Annotated in this window: 14 protein-coding genes; all 14 read left to right on the top strand. The window is 47.4% G+C overall.

Translation table 11 applies throughout. From position 1 onward, the window contains the following. Nucleotides 1-10 precede the first annotated feature (10 nt). The 14 genes from MMB75_RS02505 (at nucleotide 11) to murG (ending at nucleotide 18,190) form a co-directional block, all read left to right on the top strand. On the top strand, nucleotides 11-949 hold the full coding sequence (locus MMB75_RS02505) for an ABC transporter ATP-binding protein (protein ID WP_016821552.1): 939 nt from the start codon (nucleotides 11-13) through the stop codon (nucleotides 947-949). Nucleotides 950-1,071: 122 nt separating this feature from the next. Next, nucleotides 1,072-2,703 carry a bacillithiol biosynthesis cysteine-adding enzyme BshC gene (gene bshC / locus MMB75_RS02510; RefSeq protein ID WP_045244389.1) on the top strand — a complete coding sequence of 544 codons (1,632 nt, stop codon included), beginning with the start codon at nucleotides 1,072-1,074 and terminating at the stop codon, nucleotides 2,701-2,703. A 43-nt stretch (nucleotides 2,704-2,746) separates the two neighbouring features. After that, entirely contained in the window at nucleotides 2,747-4,012 is a 1,266-nt protein-coding gene (locus MMB75_RS02515) for an adenosylhomocysteinase (RefSeq protein WP_019688031.1), read from the top strand. Nucleotides 4,013-4,340: 328 nt separating this feature from the next. Then, on the top strand, nucleotides 4,341-4,778 hold the full coding sequence (mraZ, locus tag MMB75_RS02520; protein WP_013311099.1) for a division/cell wall cluster transcriptional repressor MraZ: 438 nt from the start codon (nucleotides 4,341-4,343) through the stop codon (nucleotides 4,776-4,778). A 17-nt stretch (nucleotides 4,779-4,795) separates the two neighbouring features. After that, nucleotides 4,796-5,746, top strand: coding sequence for a 16S rRNA (cytosine(1402)-N(4))-methyltransferase RsmH (gene rsmH / locus MMB75_RS02525; protein WP_017428135.1), 951 nt, complete (start codon nucleotides 4,796-4,798; stop codon nucleotides 5,744-5,746). A 24-nt stretch (nucleotides 5,747-5,770) separates the two neighbouring features. Beyond that, nucleotides 5,771-6,151, top strand: a complete 381-nt coding sequence (locus MMB75_RS02530) for a type VI secretion system membrane subunit TssM (protein WP_013372097.1) — start codon at nucleotides 5,771-5,773, stop codon at nucleotides 6,149-6,151. 60 nt (nucleotides 6,152-6,211) lie between these two features. Further along, nucleotides 6,212-8,566, top strand: a complete 2,355-nt coding sequence (locus tag MMB75_RS02535) for a penicillin-binding transpeptidase domain-containing protein (protein WP_019688030.1) — start codon at nucleotides 6,212-6,214, stop codon at nucleotides 8,564-8,566. Between the two features lie 81 nt (nucleotides 8,567-8,647). Beyond that, nucleotides 8,648-10,564, top strand: coding sequence for a stage V sporulation protein D (locus tag MMB75_RS02540; protein ID WP_016821547.1), 1,917 nt, complete (start codon nucleotides 8,648-8,650; stop codon nucleotides 10,562-10,564). Nucleotides 10,565-10,619: 55 nt separating this feature from the next. Continuing rightward, complete coding sequence (locus tag MMB75_RS02545) at nucleotides 10,620-12,107, top strand: UDP-N-acetylmuramoyl-L-alanyl-D-glutamate--2,6-diaminopimelate ligase (RefSeq protein ID WP_045244390.1); 1,488 nt, start codon at nucleotides 10,620-10,622, stop codon at nucleotides 12,105-12,107. Continuing rightward, nucleotides 12,107-13,510: a UDP-N-acetylmuramoyl-tripeptide--D-alanyl-D-alanine ligase gene (locus MMB75_RS02550; protein ID WP_031461777.1), complete on the top strand. Its 1,404-nt coding sequence runs from the start codon at nucleotides 12,107-12,109 to the stop codon at nucleotides 13,508-13,510. The genes MMB75_RS02545 and MMB75_RS02550 overlap by 1 nt, the downstream gene beginning before the upstream one ends. A 22-nt stretch (nucleotides 13,511-13,532) precedes the next feature. Next, nucleotides 13,533-14,501, top strand: a complete 969-nt coding sequence (mraY, locus tag MMB75_RS02555) for a phospho-N-acetylmuramoyl-pentapeptide-transferase (protein WP_045244391.1) — start codon at nucleotides 13,533-13,535, stop codon at nucleotides 14,499-14,501. Nucleotides 14,502-14,505: 4 nt separating this feature from the next. After that, nucleotides 14,506-15,927 (top strand): UDP-N-acetylmuramoyl-L-alanine--D-glutamate ligase, encoded by a 1,422-nt coding sequence (gene murD, locus MMB75_RS02560; RefSeq protein ID WP_031461776.1) that lies wholly within the window; start codon nucleotides 14,506-14,508, stop codon nucleotides 15,925-15,927. A 49-nt stretch (nucleotides 15,928-15,976) separates the two neighbouring features. Then, nucleotides 15,977-17,074: a stage V sporulation protein E gene (spoVE, locus tag MMB75_RS02565; RefSeq protein WP_031461775.1), complete on the top strand. Its 1,098-nt coding sequence runs from the start codon at nucleotides 15,977-15,979 to the stop codon at nucleotides 17,072-17,074. Between the two features lie 6 nt (nucleotides 17,075-17,080). Further along, nucleotides 17,081-18,190 (top strand): undecaprenyldiphospho-muramoylpentapeptide beta-N-acetylglucosaminyltransferase, encoded by a 1,110-nt coding sequence (murG, locus tag MMB75_RS02570; RefSeq protein ID WP_045244392.1) that lies wholly within the window; start codon nucleotides 17,081-17,083, stop codon nucleotides 18,188-18,190. Nucleotides 18,191-18,291 lie beyond the last annotated feature (101 nt).

Genomic DNA, 18,291 nt, shown 5'->3' on the forward strand with positions numbered 1-18,291 from the left:
AGGTGAGATCATGGTGAGTAGCAACAATTTAATTGAAGTTGAAGGCCTTAAAAAGTATTTTAATGTTGGCAAAAACCGTGTGCTCAAAGCGGTGGATAACCTGAATTTCTATATTCGTGAGGGTGAAACGCTGGGTATGGTTGGCGAATCCGGTTGTGGTAAGTCTACAGCGGGTCGTACTATTTTGCGCTTGTATGAGCCTACAGCAGGTAGCGTACGTTTTAACGGCACAGATATTTACAAATTATCACCGGGGAAAATGAAAGCAATGCGTCGTGATATGCAGATGATCTTTCAAGATCCGTATGCATCATTGAACCCGCGTTTTACCGTGTCTGATATTATTGGTGAGGCACTAGATATTCACAATATGGCTGGTAGCCGTGCAGAACGTAAGAAACGGATTGAGGAGTTACTCGATCTGGTTGGTTTGAACCCTGACCATGCAACGCGCTATCCGCATGAGTTTTCTGGTGGCCAACGTCAGCGGATCGGTATTGCCCGTGCATTGGCTGTTAATCCTAAGTTCATCATTTGTGATGAGCCGATTTCAGCGCTTGACGTATCTATTCAGGCTCAAGTTGTCAACTTGTTGAAAGAGCTTCAAGAACGACTTGGCCTGACGTACCTGTTCATTGCGCATGATCTGTCAATGGTCAAGCACATCAGTGATCGGGTAGCTGTAATGTATAGAGGCAGAATGGTGGAGCTTGCTGAAAGCTCTGAATTATATGCCAATCCGATTCATCCGTATACGAAAATGCTTTTGTCGGCGATTCCACTTCCTGATCCGGAAGTTGAAGCCAACAAAAAGCGAATTATTATGCCTGACGATCAAGGCGGACCGATTCATAACGCGTCCGATAATAAGGCAGGGGCTTATAACCTGGAAAATGCCACGCTTATCGAAGTGTCTAAAGGGCATTTTGTAGCTGAACCTTACGCTTGATCTTGTTCTATATACCAACCGCCGAGTTATTCGGCGGTTTTTTTTGTAGGAAGCTTTGACGTGGACATGGGCTTTCGGTACAATCAAGCAGTAAGGTTTTGGTGGAGACAGGAGGCAGACCCATGAAAATAGTTCCGGAAACGCTTCGCGGAGGGTCGGCTTTGGCAGAAGACTATATACAGGGTACAGGACGCGCAAGCGATTTGTATGAATATGATATTCTGCACGCCGATGCTTATGCCCAACGGGCGAAGTGGCTGGATAAGACGGAGCATCTGCGATTAAATCGTAAGGATGTCGTAGCATGTCTTCGTATATACAATGAGCAACACAATTCGCATGAGGCGGTTCATACTTCATTGGACCGTTTGGAAAGCCCAGATGCTTTAGTAGTAGTTGGCGGACAGCAAAGTGGACTGTTCACAGGCCCAATGCTGGTCATTTATAAAGCCGCTACGATTATTAAAGCAGCTAGAGAAGCTGAAGAACGGCTTGGACGTCCGGTTATTCCAATTTTCTGGATTGCTGGTGAAGATCATGACTGGGACGAGGTCAATCATACATACGTAATGGCAAAAGACCCGCAAGCAGTTAAAATCAAGCTGAATAAGCAGCCTGAACGTCGTTCTTCAGTTAGTGCTATTAAAGTCGATACGGTTGAGTGGAAGCAAGCGATGGCGGATATAGAGCAATGCTTGCCAGATTCAGAACATAAGACCGATATTATGCACATGATTGAGCAGGGTTTGACAGAGTCATATGGACTAAGTGATGCCTTTGCCAAGCTGATGGGTCGTTTGTTTGGTACCTATGGATTGGTGCTCATGGATTCTGCAGATCCTTTGCTGCGCAAGCTAGAGGCATCCGTTTTTAGACAGTTGGTTCAGCACAATGATGAGTTGGAGACAGCGTATAGGACAACCGCTACGCGGATCGTGGACTATGGTTATCACTTACAAGCGGATGTGCATGAAGGTGGTGCGAACCTTTTTTACATTCATGAAGAGGAACGCCTACTGCTTTTCAAAAAAGCTGGATTATTCACAGATCGACGCGGTTTGGTGGCATTTACAGCGGTTGAACTGCTTGAAGAGATAGATAGACACCCCGAACGTTTTAGTAACAATGTACTAACTCGTCCGCTCATGCAGGATTCGCTGTTCCCGGTACTGGGGTCTGTGCTGGGTCTAGGAGAAATTGCCTACTGGGCAATTACACGGGACGCTTTCGAAGTGCTCGGGATGCAGATGCCGATACTGCTGCCGCGTATGTCTTTTACATTACTGGAGCCGGGCGTGGAAAAGCATATGCTTAAGTACGAACTAACTTTTGGCCAAGTTAGAGACGGGCTTGAGGAACGAAAAAAGCAATGGATCGCCACTCAAGATCAGCTTGGAATGCAGGATCAGTTTTCCGAGGCTAAGGATGCTTTTGTCCGCATCTATAAACCGCTTATACAGCAGACAGGGATGATAGAGAAAGGTTTGCTACAGCTCGGAGAAACCAACTGCGAGAAAATTCTGGGGCAGATTTCCTATCTGGAGGCAAAGGTGGAGGAAGCGCTGCTTCGGCAAAATGGAACAGCACTTCGCCACTGGGATCATATCGAGTGGTCGCTTTTCCCATTTGGACAGCCGCAGGAGCGTGCATTTACGATCTATCATTTTCTGAATCGTTATGGTCTCGACCTGATGAATATGATTATGAACGTACCATTGGATCTGTCGGGAACGCATCGTGTGATTTATGTATAATGATCATAAACGAATTTAACTAATATTTAGGAGGAAATAACATATGACTTCCCATTCTCTGCAAAATAGCATTATTCACGATCTTAACTTGGCCCCTGAAGGTCATTTGAAAATTGATTGGGTAGAAGCCCATATGCCGGTATTGAACCGTATACGTCAACAATTCGAGCAAGAGCAGCCTTTTGCTGGTCTGAAGGTAACGATTTGTTTACATCTGGAGGCCAAAACGGCTTACCTAGCTAAAGTGGTACAAGCAGGTGGAGCACAGGTCACCATTACGGGTAGTAATCCTTTGTCGACACAAGATGATGTTTGCGCCGCATTAGTAGAAGATGGCGTTACGGTATTAGCTAAATACAATCCAGATCCAGAGGAATTCAAGAATTTGCAAATCAAGGCTCTGGAAACTAAGCCAGATCTCATTATAGATGACGGTGGTGACCTGGTTACTCTGTTGCAATCTGAACGGCCTGATCTGATTTCTACGATCCGTGGAGGAGCAGAGGAGACCACTACAGGGATTATTCGTTTGAAGGCCTTGGAAAAAGAAGGGCAACTTCACTTTCCGATGGTAGCTGTAAATGATGCTTACTGTAAATATTTGTTCGACAATCGCTATGGTACAGGCCAGTCAGCTTTCGACGGTATTATTCGTACGACTAATCTGGTTGTGGCAGGAAGTACAGTGGTTGTGGTGGGTTATGGATGGTGCGGCAAGGGGGTTGCAATGCGTGCGAAAGGGCTGGGAGCCAACGTGGTTGTAACGGAAGTTGATCCAATCAAGGCTGTAGAAGCCCATATGGATGGTTTTCATGTATTGCCAATGGTGGAAGCTGCCAAACTGGGCGACTTCTTCATTACAGTAACTGGAAATAAAGCTGTAATTACAGGGGAACACTTTGATGTTATGAAGGATGGAGCTGTGCTGTGTAACGCAGGGCATTTTGATGTGGAGGTTAGCAAGCCTGAGCTCGCTAAACGCTCCGAATCCATTCGCACAGTGCGTCGCAATATCGAAGAATACCGCTTTAAAGATGGACGTAAAATGTATTTGCTCGCAGAAGGGCGCCTCGTGAATCTAGCTGCCGCTGACGGTCATCCAGCAGAGATTATGGATACGACATTTGCTCTTCAGGCACTTGGCTTGAAATATATGAATGATCGTTACAACGAGCTGGGTAAAGCTGTGATTAATGTACCTTATGAAATTGATGAGCAAGTGGCTCGATTCAAGCTTGATAGTCTGGGAATCAAGATTGATACATTAACAGAAGACCAAAAGGTCTATCTGGACAGCTGGAACGCCTAATCTATTTTCGGTCACGATGTCCGCTGCAGAAATGGTGCATTTTTAAGCAAGTACTTGTATAGGTTGACATGATGGATAGAGAATAAGCCCTTTATTCCGTGTTGTTTCGAAACCTGATGCATATTGTCGGGGGTTCGACTTCATGGGATAAGGGGCTTTTTGGCATCTTATGACGCGGGGCAACAATAACAGACATATGCCCGAATTCTAGGTTTATCACTTTTTTGTAATGAAAAAGAGGTCTTTGATTTTTTAAAGCGAATCTATTATGCTTAGGTGGTGGAAAGTGGGCCAAAGTGGGAGAATGGGGTAAGGGGTGACGAAACCAATGTTTATGGGGGAGTTCCAACATAGCATTGATGAGAAGGGTCGGCTTACTGTCCCGGCCAAGTTTCGTGAACTTCTCGGTGCCTCGTTCGTGGTTACCCGCGGGCTGGACCAATGCCTCTTCGTGTATCCTATGGATGAGTGGGCTGTCATGGAGAAAAAACTTAAAGCACTGCCTTTGATGAAGGCTGATGCGCGTGCGTTTACCCGGTTTTTTTTCTCGGGAGCGACTGAATGCGAATTGGACAAACAGGGCAGGGTAAATTTACCGGGGAATTTGTGCGAATACGCCAAGCTTACAAAAGAGTGCGTCGTATTGGGAGTGTCCACCCGGGTAGAGATTTGGAGTAAGCATACTTGGGAGCAATATTTCAACCAATCAGAAGAAGCATTTAACGACATTGCTGAGAAATTGGTTGATTTCAACTTTGAATTGTAATTTAGGAGGTCAGCCGTTTGTTTCACCACATTACCGTACTCAAGGAAGAAGCAACACAGGCACTAAACATCAGGCAGGACGGGATTTATGTGGACTGCACGTTGGGAGGGGCAGGACACAGTTCCGTCATTGCATCACAGCTTGGCCCTGAGGGGAGGCTTATTGCCTTTGATCAGGACGACTGGGCATTGAACAATGCACGAGAGAAGCTGTCAGCCTATGAAGGAAAGATTTCATTAGTGAAATCCAACTTCCGCCACTTGCAGGACAAGCTGGCCGAACTGGGATTGCCCGAAAAAGACGGCGTCCCGCAGGTCCAGGGTATTTTGTTCGACCTGGGTGTATCCTCGCCCCAGTTCGATGAGGGGGAGCGGGGATTCAGTTACAATCATGATGCACCGCTAGATATGCGGATGGATCAGAGCAGTTCGCTTACGGCATATGAAATTGTTAATGAATGGCCGGAGGCGGAGATTGCGCGTATCCTGTTTCAATATGGAGAAGAGAAGTTCTCCAGGCGGATCGCGAAGATCATGGTTGAACGTAGAATGAACAAGCCTATTCACACAACGGGGGAACTTGTCGATATTATCAAAGAAGGAATTCCGGCTGCGGCACGCAGAACCGGGGGACATCCGGCTAAACGCAGTTTTCAGGCTTTGCGGATTGCTGTGAATGATGAGCTGGGTGCACTGGAAGATACTTTGCATCAGGCAGTAAAATGTCTGGCTCCAGGGGGCAGAATTTCGGTTATTACGTTTCATTCCTTGGAGGATCGGATATGCAAGCATATTTTCAAGGAGTATTTGGCGAAAAGCATCTATCCGTCTGACTTGCCGATTCTGGATGACAAAATGGTAGGCGATCTAAAGCTGGTGAATCGTAAGCCGATTGTGGCATCAGAAGAAGAGTTAGAGCTTAATCCACGATCCCGGTCAGCCAAGCTGAGAGTTGCCGAAAAATTGTAAATTTAATGGAGAAGGAGAGGCGACATGGCTTATACACGCGGTAATTTGGCTGTAAAAGAAAGAGCCCGTCAGGAACAGGTTCAGCAACAACGGTATCGTGAGACCACTAAAGTCGTTACACGCCGCAGAGAGCTGCCGATTCGAGAAAAGCTGCTGTATCTATTGACACTTGTAGCATGCATTGTCATTGCGGGGACGTTGATTGGCAGATATGCGCACATTTATCAAATTAATTATGCGATTAATACAGCCAGCAAGGACATTTCCAAATTACAGACCAATATCGCCCAATTGAAGATTCAGAAGGAACGTCTGGAGAATCAGATTGTGCCTACTGCAAAGGAACAGGGATATATCGAACCAACAAGAGAGCCCATTCGTGTGGAAAAGCAGGCTGCCAAATAGTTAAGAGCATAGCATCAAGCTATGCTCTGACGTATATTTTTTTGCAGAGAGGTTTGAGCTATGGTCAAAAGAATAAAGCTTCGCACACTGCTGATAGGGGGATGTATTACCCTCTTTTTTCTTGTTCTGCTACTTAAAGTATTTTGGATTCAAGTTGTGAGTGGGGAATACTGGCATAATCAGGTAGTTGCACAGATAGAAAGAGACCAGGTGATTCAGCCCAAGCGTGGAACTATAATGGACCGTAAAGGGAATGTACTAGCTACGGATGCACCGGCTTACACGGTGGTTGTCAACCCTAGCATCATTCAGGAGTATGATCTGGAGAATGAGGTTGTAGCCAAGCTGCATCAGCTTCTCAAAACGCCTGAGGATGAACTGAGAAGACATCTATCTGCAAAGGATAAAAAGGGTAACTATTTAAAAAACCGTGAGATTCGTAATGGAGGCTGGAAGGTAGACCCTGAGGTGAAGGCACAGGTGGATACATTCAAAGAGTATTTGAAGGATAAGTATGAGGTAGTTGGAGCTGTGGACACTGTTCAGGAATCCAAACGCTATTATCCAGAAAATAAGCTGGCTTCTCATGTCCTTGGCTATTTGCGAAAAGATGGTACAGCAGGTATGGGGTTGGAAGCTTATTACAATAAAGAGCTCTCCGGCACGGCTGGAAAGCTTCTATATCAGCGGGACCGAAAGGGAGTTCCTCTTCAGGGATCGGAAAGTGTCTATGAGCCGGCACAAAATGGTAAAAATTTAAAGCTGACGATTGATGATACGATTCAGTATTATATAGAGGATGCCATGCAGGAAGCTATCGCAAAGTATAATCCCAAAACGATGACTGTCGTAGCGGCTGATCCCAAAACGATGGATGTTCTCGGTTTGGCAACTTATCCGAATTTTAATCCCAATACATATGGGAGTACACCTTTGGAAAATTTCCGTAATAATGCTACTCAGTCTATCTACGAACCGGGCTCCACGTTTAAGATAGTAACCTTGGCTGCTGCGGTTCAAGAAAAGGTATTTAATCCGAATGAGACCTACCAATCTGGTATGATTCGTGTCGGAGGCTGGGATATTCGTGACGTAAGCCGTAGCTGGGGAACATTAACCTATCTTCAAGGGGTCAAGCGTTCAAGTAACGTCGGTTTTGTCCATTTGGGGCTGGATAAGCTGGGTGGCGAGAGACTGAAGAAGTATATCAATAACTTTGGGTTTGGTGTCAAAACAGGCATTGATCTTCCGAGTGAGTCTACCGGTGCTATCACATTCCATACCCAGTACAAATCCGAAGTCGCGACGGCTTCATATGGACACGGACGGGTTCAGGTAACGCCAATTCAGCAGGTGGCAGCGATCTCGGCGATTGCTAACGGTGGGAAGTTGATGCAGCCTCATCTGGTGAAGGAAATTATAAACCCAGATACAGGCGAAGTGCAGACGATTCGACCGAAGGAAGTCCGCCAAGTGATTACTCAGGAATCGGCAACTCAGACAAGCAGCTATCTGGAGCAGGTCGTGTCTGACCAGGAAATTGGTACGGGACGTCTAGCTTACATCGACGGATATCGTGTTGCTGGTAAAACAGGGACAGCGACGAAAGTCGTCGGAAAAGTTTACGATCATTCGAAGGATGTCGTGTCTTTTATCGGTTTTGCACCAGTAAATGATCCGAAAATAGCTGTCTTGGTAGTTATGGATGAACCTAACAAATCGGTAGGCGGCGGTACAGCAGCAGCACCTGTGTTTAAAAAAATCGTGTCCCAATCGCTGCAATATATGGGGGTTCCCAAAACGGGAACCAAAACGAATAAATCAGGTGGGGCTGCAGCGAAAACGGTGAATTTGCCAACGGTACCACAATTAACAGGCCAAGTGAAGAAGGATGCGCAAAACGCATTGCTCAAACAGGGGATTGCTTACGAAACGGTAGGTAAAGGCTCCAAAATTGTTCGTCAGTATCCTGAAGCAGGCGTCAAAATGAAACCGGGACAGCGCATCTATTTGCTGACAGAGGATAGTGCCAACATGACGATTCCCGATTTTACAGGTGTCTCGTTGCGTGACACACTTCAAGTTCTGACGCTTATGAAGGTTGGTGTTCAGGTAAGCGGGGAAGGGTATGTTGTCTCTCAAAAGGCACAAATGGTAAATGGCAAGCGGGTCGTCAGTGTGACGCTTCAGCCGGCCAAAGAAACAGTGACCGGAGTGAAGCCGGAGGAAACACAGGACTCGACTACTGGAGTTGCAGCTAACGAGACAGGCAATGCAACGAAAACGGAAGCCGATACTAAAACCAAAGCCGATACTACTGCGAATACTGAAACAAATGCGGGAACTCCAAAGGGAGGAATATCTGCTGTAGCAGATGAGAAAAGTGCTGCCGCGATTAAAGGCGAAGATAACTGATAGCTTGTTCTAATGTCCGTTCTTTTGAATATTCATGAGGTAAGACATGTCATGAGTATTTGAGGAACGGAGGGGGCGCGTTTGAAAAAATCTAACGTGACCATGCGGCGTAGGCTGGTATGGGGGCTACTGGGATTGTTTGTACTGTTTGCGGCCTTGTCGATCCGGCTCGCCTATGTTCAATTGGGTAAAGGAGGCGAGCTCTCAGCCAAGGCTGAGGATTCGTGGCGCCGCAATATTCCTTTTGCCGCCAAGCGTGGCGAAATTTTGGATCGACAGGGTACTGCGCTGACCTATAATGTCAGTTCGCCGACTGTCATGGCGATACCAGTACAGATTAAGGAGCCGGAAGAAACGGCTCGCAGGCTGGCGCCGTTGCTAGATATGAGTGAGGATAAAGTGCTCAAGCTGATTACCAAACGAACAGCAAGCCAAAAACTTCAGCCCGGTGGACGAAAAATTACGATGGAGAAAGCCCAGAAAATTCGTGATTTGAAGCTGCCGGGTATCGTTGTTGCTGAAGACAACAAACGTTATTATCCTTATGGTGATCTAGCGGCTCATATTCTTGGATTTACCGGAATCGATAATCAAGGGCTGACAGGCGTAGAGAAGCAGCAAAACAGTAAGCTTCGGGGAATCGATGGAAGCATCGCGTATTTATCAGACGCAGGTGGCCGTCTGATGCCTGGTTCTTCTGAAAAGTACATTGAACCGAAGGATGGACTGAATTTACAATTAACCATTGATAAATCGGTGCAATCCATTATGGAACGAGAGCTTGACCAAGCCATGGTCAAATTTCAGGCGAAGTCCGCGTTGTCTATTGCAATGAACCCCAAAACGGGTGAAATATTAGGCATGGCTGGACGGCCAAGCTATGAGCCAGCGCTTTACAAGCAATATGCGCCTGAAATTTATAATCGAAATCTGCCGATTTGGATGACATATGAACCTGGGTCTACTTTTAAAATTATTACACTTGCCGCTGCCTTGGAAGAAAAGAAGGTCAATCTCAAAAATGACCGTTTCTTTGATCCGGGATATATTGAAGTTGGTGGAGCACGTCTGCGTTGTTGGAAAAAAGGCGGGCATGGCAGCCAAACCTTTCTTCAAGTGGTGGAAAATTCATGCAATCCCGGTTTTGTAACGTTGGGACAACGTCTGGGCAAAGAAACACTGTTCAAGTACATTCGCAATTTCGGCTTCGGCAGCAAAACAGGAATTGACATGATTGGTGAGGGCAATGGCATTTTGTTCAAGCTACCTCAGGTCGGACCTGTAGAGCTGGCTACTACGGCCTTTGGTCAAGGGGTATCTGTCACTCCGATTCAGCAGGTTACGGCTGTATCGGCAGCAATCAATGGTGGCAATCTTTATAAGCCTCACATTACAAAAGGCTGGATTCAGCCCGGAACTGGAAAGGTTCTCGAAAAAGTGGAGCCGGAACTGGTGCGTAGAGTTGTTTCAGAGGATACCTCTCGACAGGTAAGGGAAGCGCTGGAAAGTGTCGTCGCTAAAGGTACAGGTCGCCCTGCCTTTATTGAGGGTTACCGGGTTGGAGGTAAAACGGGGACAGCACAAAAGGTAATTAACGGACGTTATTCTTCCTCGGAGCATATTGTATCCTTTATTGGTTTTGCTCCGGCGGATGATCCGCAAATCGTCGTCTATACTGCTGTCGATAATCCGAAAGGGATTCAATTCGGCGGTGTGGTTGCTGCTCCAATCGTGCAAAATATTTTAAAGGATGCACTGATTGCCTTGAAAATACCACCTCGTACCAACCAAATTGCCAAAGAGTACAAGTATGGCGAAAATCCGATTGAAACGGTACCTGATCTGGTAGGTGCCACTGCAGCTGATTTATATGAAGATATGAATATGAACTTTATGCTCGTGAAATCTGGGTCAGGCAAGACGGTCGTAAGTCAGGCACCGAAGCCAGGCTCTCGATTGGAACGAGGATCAACGATCCGTATATATATGGGGGATTGATAGGTTCTTTTTATACCATACTATGAATAACGAGAGAGCAATGGAGGAATGTAAGATGCAGCTTCAACAATTGGCTTCACTGCTGGCCGTTTCCCGAGTGGTGGGTGACGGTACAGTGGATTGCCGAGGAATCGGGGCGGATTCACGTCGTGTCCAGCCGGGAGACTTATTTCTGTGCTTGCCTGGTTTTACAGTGGACGGACATGTTTATGCTGAGCAGGCCGTTGCGTCTGGGGCGGCGGCTTTGGTCGTAGAGAGAGAACTGGATGTGCCTGTCCCGCAGCTTGTCGTTAAGGATGCGCGACATGCCATGGCGGTTTTGGCGGATTATATGTTTGATTCGCCAAGCCGCCGTATGCGTATGATCGGCATAACCGGAACGAACGGGAAAACAACGATAACATACCTGCTTGAAAAAATTATGAAGGACGCCGGGGTGAACACCGGGCTGATTGGTACCATCCAAATGCGTTACAATGGCCAGTCTTATCCTATGTCCGGCACTACGCCTGAAGCAGTAGAACTGCAACGTTATCTCGGGAATATGGCAGAGCAAGGGGTTCAATGCTGTGTCATGGAGGTATCCTCACATGCTTTGGAGCAGGGCCGTGTCAAAGGAACAGATTTTCGTACCGCTATATTTACAAACCTAACGCAGGACCATTTGGACTATCACAACACGATGGAGGAGTATCGCGCTGCCAAGGGACTTTTGTTTTCCAGATTGGGAAATGCCTTCTCGCGTGATGCATCCAATAGTAAATATGCTGTTCTGAATGCAGATGATCCGGTCTCTTCCTATTTGCAGGCTCAAACTGCGGCCCAAGTGATTACCTACGGCGTAGAAAAGGATTCGGATGTGCAAGCGTCTCGTATCACTATAAGTGCCAAGGGAACCTCCTTCCATGTCTCCACTTTTAAAGGAGATACTGATATTGAGCTTCGAATGGTAGGCAAGTTTAATGTGTACAACGCACTAGCAGCCATTTCAGCTGCTCTGCTGGAAGGAATCTCGTTGGTGGATATCAAGCGGAGTCTGGAATCCATCGCAGGCGTAGATGGGCGCGTAGAGCCTGTTGATGCGGGTCAACCCTTTGCTGTAATCGTTGATTATGCCCATACGCCAGACGGATTGGAAAATGTCCTTCGTACCGTAAAGGAATTTGCGATTGGTAAAGTATGGTGTGTATTTGGATGCGGCGGAGATCGGGATCGTACGAAACGTCCGTTGATGGGGAAAATTGCTGCACGATACAGCGATCATTCGTTTATTACTTCCGACAATCCGCGAACAGAAGACCCGATATTGATTTTGAAAGACATCGAACAAGGGTTGATTGATGAAGGTGTACCTGCCGAACGTTATGAACTGATCGTGGATCGCAGAACTGCAATTTATAAAGCTGTTGAAATGGCAAGCCCTGACGATGTAGTATTGATTGCGGGAAAAGGTCATGAGACTTACCAGTTGATCGGGAAAACGGTGCATGAATTCGATGATCGCATCGTAGCCAAAGAAGCGATAAGGGGTTTATCCAAGTGATGAAAAGAACAATCGGTCAGATTGCATCCATGTGTGGAGGAACACTTCACGCACAGGCGGACGCTGAACGGATGATTGAGGGCGTTTTTACAGACTCACGCAGGCCGCAGAGTCTGGGACTGTTCGTTCCACTCGCGGGTGAACGATTTGATGGACATCATTATGTTCAGCAGATCGTAAGCGAGGGAGGGGCAACAGCATATTTATGGCAAAAGGATCATGGAACACCTCCGTCCGTCAATGCTATTGAGGTCGAGGATACGTTAGAAGCCCTTCAGCATCTAGCGGCCGCATACTTGCGCGAAACTGACGTTTCTGTCGTCGGAATCACGGGAAGCAACGGCAAGACAACGACGAAAGATATTGTAAATGCTCTATTGGGCACGACTTTTAAAGTACACAAAACCGAAGGAAATTATAACAATCATATCGGGTTGCCTTTAACAGTACTGTCCATGCCGCAGGATACAGATATCCTGATTCTGGAGATGGGCATGAGTGGACGCGGGGAAATCCGTCTGTTGGCTAATATTGCCCAACCAGATGTAGCTGTCATAACTAACATTGGCGAATCGCATTTACTTCAGCTTGGTTCTCGCACTGAAATTGCTCGTGCAAAGCTGGAAATTGCAAGTGGGATTAAATCTGGTGGATTGCTTATTTATAATGGGGATGAACCACTACTTCCACAAGTGTTGGCAGAACCTGAAACGGTCAAGCCTGAAGGATTAAAATTATTCACGTTCGGGTTAGCTGCGGACAATGATGATTATCCAATTGAAATCACTTCGGATGAAGAAGGTAGCTCATTCATAACAGCCCAATCCGGCCAAGAGGCTTTCCGGCTTCCCTTACTCGGACAGCACAATGTTGTAAACGGATTGGCAGCGCTGGCGGTAGCACGTCATTTCAATGTGGATGCAGACCATATACGTAAAGGATTGTCGTCTTTAAAGCTGACGGGCATGCGCATTGAGGTCGTGAAGTGTTCGGATGGACTTACCGTGCTAAATGACGCTTACAATGCCAGTCCTGCTTCAATGAAGGCTGCAATTCAGACGTTGTCTGCATATCAAACGGGTGGACGTAAAATTGCCGTGCTTGGGGATATGCTGGAGCTGGGCGCTGAGGAAAAGCAATTTCATGAGGAAATTGGGCGTTTTGCTGCAAAGCATAACATAGAGGCACTGTTTACCTATGGTGCGTTAGGCGCTTCGATTGCGCAGGGTGCGCAAGGGACAATGCCAACTGCTAACGTACACGCTTATACTGATAAGCAAAAGCTGATCCAGCATTTGCGGTCTTATCTCCATGCCGATGATATTGTGCTGGTTAAGGCATCCAGAGGGATGCGATTAGAAGAAATTGTGGATGCGCTGAAAAACGGTCCGCTACAGAACTGATGTTGACGAGAGGGAGACTCCCATGGATATTCAATTATTACTGCTGACGATCGTCGTATCGTTTATACTGGCGGTCATTGCCGCTCCACTGCTCATTCCGCTGCTGCGGCGAATGAAATTCGGCCAGCAGGTCCGGGATGACGGGCCACAAAGCCATCTTAAAAAGATAGGTACGCCTACAATGGGCGGTATCGTAATCTTGCTGGCTTTTACGCTGACCTTTCTTAAGTTTTCAGCTATCAAAAATACGGACTTTTACGTTCTACTGGTTGCTACGCTCGGTTTTGGGCTGATCGGCTTTTTGGACGACTATATTAAAATCGTATTCAAACGCTCGCTCGGTCTGACGGCACGTCAAAAGCTGTTCGGGCAGTTATTGTTTGGCGCGATTATGTGCTGGCTTCTGATTAGCAATGATCACAGCACGGCGATCGGTATCCCAGGCAGCTCATGGTCATTTGATTGGGGCGGCTGGTTCTATTATCCGTTCATTATTATCATGATGTTGGCGATCAGCAACGCTGTCAATTTTACAGATGGGCTGGACGGGCTGCTGTCCGGTACAAGTGCGATTGCATTTGCTGCTTATGCCATTGTGGCGATTCAAGCAACCTCGCTTCCGGCTGCCGTTTGCGCAGCGGCCATGATTGGTGCTGTACTTGGTTTTCTCGTATATAATGCTCATCCTGCCAAGGTATTTATGGGAGACACAGGCTCGCTGGGAATCGGCGGAGCCATTGGTGCCATCGCCATTGTTACGAAAAGCGAAATTTTGTTTCTCATCATCGGTGGTGTATTCGTGATTGAAATGCTGTCCGTGGTCTTGCAGGTAGCTTCCTTTAAAACCCGTGGCAAGCGTATTTTCAAAATGAGCCCGATTCATCATCATTTCGAGCTGTCCGGCTGGTCCGAATGGCGCGTAGTTATCACATTCTGGGCTGTAGGACTGCTGTTGGCAGGACTCGGACTTTATCTCAACAAGGGGTTGTAGACAAATGAATCATCCAGACGCATACCGAGATCAGGAAGTCGTCATTATCGGTCTGGCCAAAAGCGGCGTACAAGTGGCCAAGGTGCTACATCAGGCCGGGGCAAAGCTCACAGTCAATGATAAAAAAGATAGGGAACAATGTCCCGAAGCTTCTGAGTTAGAGGCTTTGGGAATTTCCGTTTTATGCGGGGGTCACCCGGAAGGACTGATTCATCCTGGAGTGAAACTGGTTGTCAAAAATCCAGGAATTCCTTACGCGGCCCCTCCCGTACAGAAAGCTGTCGAGCTCGGCATTGAGGTCGTGACCGAGGTTGAGGTCGCCTACCATCTATGTAAAGCTCCGATTATTGGAATTACTGGCTCCAACGGAAAGACGACCACGACCACTTGGGTGGGCAAGTTGTTGGAGGCATCCGGCATGAATCCGATCGTGGCTGGTAATATCGGTACGCCGTTATGCGAGGCGGCTGTGGACGCCAAGTCGGACGAGTGGATGGTTGTGGAGCTGAGCAGCTTTCAGTTAAAAGGAACAAAGGATTTCAAGCCCGCTGTAGCCTGCTTGCTCAATGTAGCTGAGACCCATTTGGACTACCACGGAGGCATGGAGGACTATGTTGCATCCAAGGCACGTCTATTTGCCAATCAAACAGCGTCGGATACCGCGGTGGTGAACTGGGATGATCCCGTCTGCCGGGAGCTTGTGCCCTATATTCAAGCGAAGCTGCTTCCTTTCTCAATGACGGAACGTTTGCAGGAAGGGGTGTTCGCTGACCCGCCATACATACCGGATGTAACGGATGATATTGAAAGAAACATCGTATACCGTGATGGAAATGGGGTACTGCAACCCATTATAGGCGTGACCGATATTGGGCTTCCAGGTCGTTTTAACGTAGAAAATGCTCTAGCTGCTTGCGCAATCGCCATAGCCGCAGGCGCAGAACCAGCAAAATTGGTGGAACCATTAAGCTCTTTTCGCGGTGTAGAACATCGGCTTGAATATGTTTTAGAACACGGTGGAGTAGCTTATTACAACAATTCCAAAGCAACCAACTCCAAAGCGACCATGATGGCCTTATCTTCCTTTAAGCAACCCATCGTACTCATTGCCGGAGGATTGGATCGTGGCTCTGATTATGCGGAGCTTGTACCGTCCTTGCAGGATGGTGTGAAAGCCGTTGTGCTCTTGGGTGAGACACGGCATAAGCTGGCAGATCGGGCTCGTCAGGCTGGAATAGAGCATGTCAAGGTCGTCGATAATGGGGAGGATGCCGCCGCTACGCTCGTGGAGGCTGTAAACAAGGCAGCTGAATTTGCTGAGACGGGAGATGTGGTATTACTCTCACCCGCCTGTGCAAGTTGGGATATGTTCCAATCCTATGAAGAGCGTGGACGTATTTTTAAAGAGGCGGCGCATAAATTGTAAGTAGGGGGGTTGGATAAGCCCCTACTTTTATGCAAGGGGTGGCCTCCTGATGAAGCAATCTCGTCCGGCGCCAGATATATGGCTTTTCGTCTGTATTGTAAGCTTGTTAGCCATCGGCATGGTTATGGTATACAGCGCGGGCGCCGTCCTCGCTTTTCACGAGTACGGGGACTCCTACTATTTTGTTAAACGACAATTGCTGTTTGCGGGGCTCGGCCTTGTAGCCATGTACTTTACGGCCAGAACGGACTATCGGATTTGGCGGAAATATGCCAAGGTCGTATTGTTGATCTGTCTGGCTCTACTGGTTGCCGTTTTAATTCCTGGCATTGGTGTAGTAAGAGGAGGAGCACGAAGCTGGCTCGGTATTAGCTCTTTCGGCATTCAGCCTTCCGAGTTTATGAAGCTGGGTATGATTCTTTTTCTCTCTCAATGGCTCAGTCGTCCTGACTATGATATTAGCTCTTTTACGCGCGGGCTGTTGCCTCCGCTTGGGCTCATGGGACTGGCCTTTGGGCTCATCATGCTCCAGCCCGATTTGGGCACAGGCACGGTAATGATGGGAGCATCCATGCTGATCGTATTTACGGCAGGCGCGCGTATGAAGCATCTGGGTCTACTGGCCTTGTCTGGGGCAGCGGGTTTTGCTGCATTGATTGCGGCTGCCCCTTATCGACTCCAGCGTATTACCGCGTTTCTGGACCCATGGTCTGATCCGCTTGGCGCGGGTTATCAAATTATTCAATCGCTATATGCGATTGGTCCTGGCGGATTGGCGGGCCTGGGGCTTGGCATGAGTCGGCAAAAATATAGCTACGTTCCTGAGCCACAGACGGACTTTATCTTCTCTATACTGGCGGAGGAGCTTGGTTTTATCGGTGGAATGACAGTGCTGGGGCTTTTTTTGGTCCTTGTTTGGAGAGGGATGCGTGTCGCTATTACCATTCCGGACACCTATGGCAGTTTGCTTGCAGTCGGTATTGTCGGAATGGTGGCGGTACAGGTCGTTATTAATATTGGTGTTGTTATCGGTCTAATGCCAGTGACAGGAATAACATTGCCCTTAATCAGCTATGGAGGTTCTTCACTGACCTTAATGCTAACTGCTCTGGGCATTTTATTAAATTTATCACGTTATGCGAGGTGAACGTTTATGCGCGTCGTGTTGAGCGGCGGCGGTACTGGAGGGCATATTTATCCAGCGCTGGCCGTAGCCAGACAGTGCGAAGAAATAGATCCGGACGCTGAATTTTTATACATTGGCGGTCAACGAGGACTTGAAAGTAAATTGGTTCCTCAGGAAAAAATTCCATTTGAGGCTATTGATATCACAGGATTTCGTCGCAGCTTGTCTGTGGAAAATATAAAAACGATCATGCGCTTTTTCAAAGGAGTTCGCAGGTCCAAAGCATTATTAAAGAAATTTAAGCCAGATATCGTGATTGGCACCGGAGGATATGTATGCGGCCCTGTCGTTTATGCAGCTTCCAAGTTGGGAATCCCCAGCATTATTCATGAACAAAATGCAATTCCTGGGTTGACCAATGCATTTTTGAGTCGCTATGTGGATACAGTGGCTGTTAGCTTTGAAGGCTCGGAAGGAGCTTTTCCTAAAGCTAAAAATGTACTATACACTGGGAACCCACGTGCTACAACAGTTCGTCTGGCTAACCGGGATCGGGGATTTGCAACTATAGGGGTTCCTATGAACAGCTCTGTGGTCCTGGTGGTTGGCGGCAGCAGAGGGGCAAAGGCCATTAACGATGCCATGATTGCAATGGTTCCGCAACTTTCGCAACTGAAAGACGTCCATTTTGTATATGTGACCGGCGAATCTTACTATGAGCAAACGCTGGACAGCATACGAAATCAGATCGGCTCATTGCCCAATCATCTTCACGTGCTCCCCTATATTCACAATATGCCTGAGGTGCTAGCTTGTACCTCTTTAATTGTTAATCGTGCAGGTGCCTCCTTCTTGGCAGAGATTACATCGCTCGGCATTCCGTCCATTCTGATTCCATCACCCAATGTGACGAATAACCATCAGGAGGCTAATGCTCGTACACTTGAAAAGGCAGGGGCTTCTGTCATGATCACAGAAAAGGAATTAAGTGGCCATGCTCTGTTTCAATCTATAGCAGAAATTATGAAGGATGAGGCAAGGCGGAGCCAAATGGCGGAGCTGGCATCTGCGCTTGGCAAGCCTGACTCAGCAGATATTTTAGTAAAAGAAATGGAGCGTCTTGCCCATAATAGGTAGTCCGCAGCGCAGATTTGGGCGGTTGTCACACACTGGACGGTATTTACATAGGATACCCTATAGATTGTGACCATCACCCAGGCTGCCGGTTGTTAGGTGAG

The organism is Paenibacillus sp. P2(2022) (genome assembly GCF_029522175.1).
Classification (GTDB): domain Bacteria; phylum Bacillota; class Bacilli; order Paenibacillales; family Paenibacillaceae; genus Paenibacillus; species Paenibacillus polymyxa.

What these genes read in the sequence shown, in the direction of transcription:
- MMB75_RS02505 (WP_016821552.1), top strand. Translation starts at nt 11, where the DNA reads ATGGTGAGTAGCAACAATTTAATTGAAGTTGAAGGCCTTAAAAAGTAT.
- bshC (WP_045244389.1), top strand. Translation starts at nt 1,072, where the DNA reads ATGAAAATAGTTCCGGAAACGCTTCGCGGAGGGTCGGCTTTGGCAGAA.
- MMB75_RS02515 (WP_019688031.1), top strand. Translation starts at nt 2,747, where the DNA reads ATGACTTCCCATTCTCTGCAAAATAGCATTATTCACGATCTTAACTTG.
- mraZ (WP_013311099.1), top strand. Translation starts at nt 4,341, where the DNA reads ATGTTTATGGGGGAGTTCCAACATAGCATTGATGAGAAGGGTCGGCTT.
- MMB75_RS02530 (WP_013372097.1), top strand. Translation starts at nt 5,771, where the DNA reads ATGGCTTATACACGCGGTAATTTGGCTGTAAAAGAAAGAGCCCGTCAG.
- MMB75_RS02535 (WP_019688030.1), top strand. Translation starts at nt 6,212, where the DNA reads ATGGTCAAAAGAATAAAGCTTCGCACACTGCTGATAGGGGGATGTATT.
- MMB75_RS02545 (WP_045244390.1), top strand. Translation starts at nt 10,620, where the DNA reads ATGCAGCTTCAACAATTGGCTTCACTGCTGGCCGTTTCCCGAGTGGTG.
- MMB75_RS02550 (WP_031461777.1), top strand. Translation starts at nt 12,107, where the DNA reads ATGAAAAGAACAATCGGTCAGATTGCATCCATGTGTGGAGGAACACTT.
- mraY (WP_045244391.1), top strand. Translation starts at nt 13,533, where the DNA reads ATGGATATTCAATTATTACTGCTGACGATCGTCGTATCGTTTATACTG.
- murD (WP_031461776.1), top strand. Translation starts at nt 14,506, where the DNA reads ATGAATCATCCAGACGCATACCGAGATCAGGAAGTCGTCATTATCGGT.
- spoVE (WP_031461775.1), top strand. Translation starts at nt 15,977, where the DNA reads ATGAAGCAATCTCGTCCGGCGCCAGATATATGGCTTTTCGTCTGTATT.
- murG (WP_045244392.1), top strand. Translation starts at nt 17,081, where the DNA reads ATGCGCGTCGTGTTGAGCGGCGGCGGTACTGGAGGGCATATTTATCCA.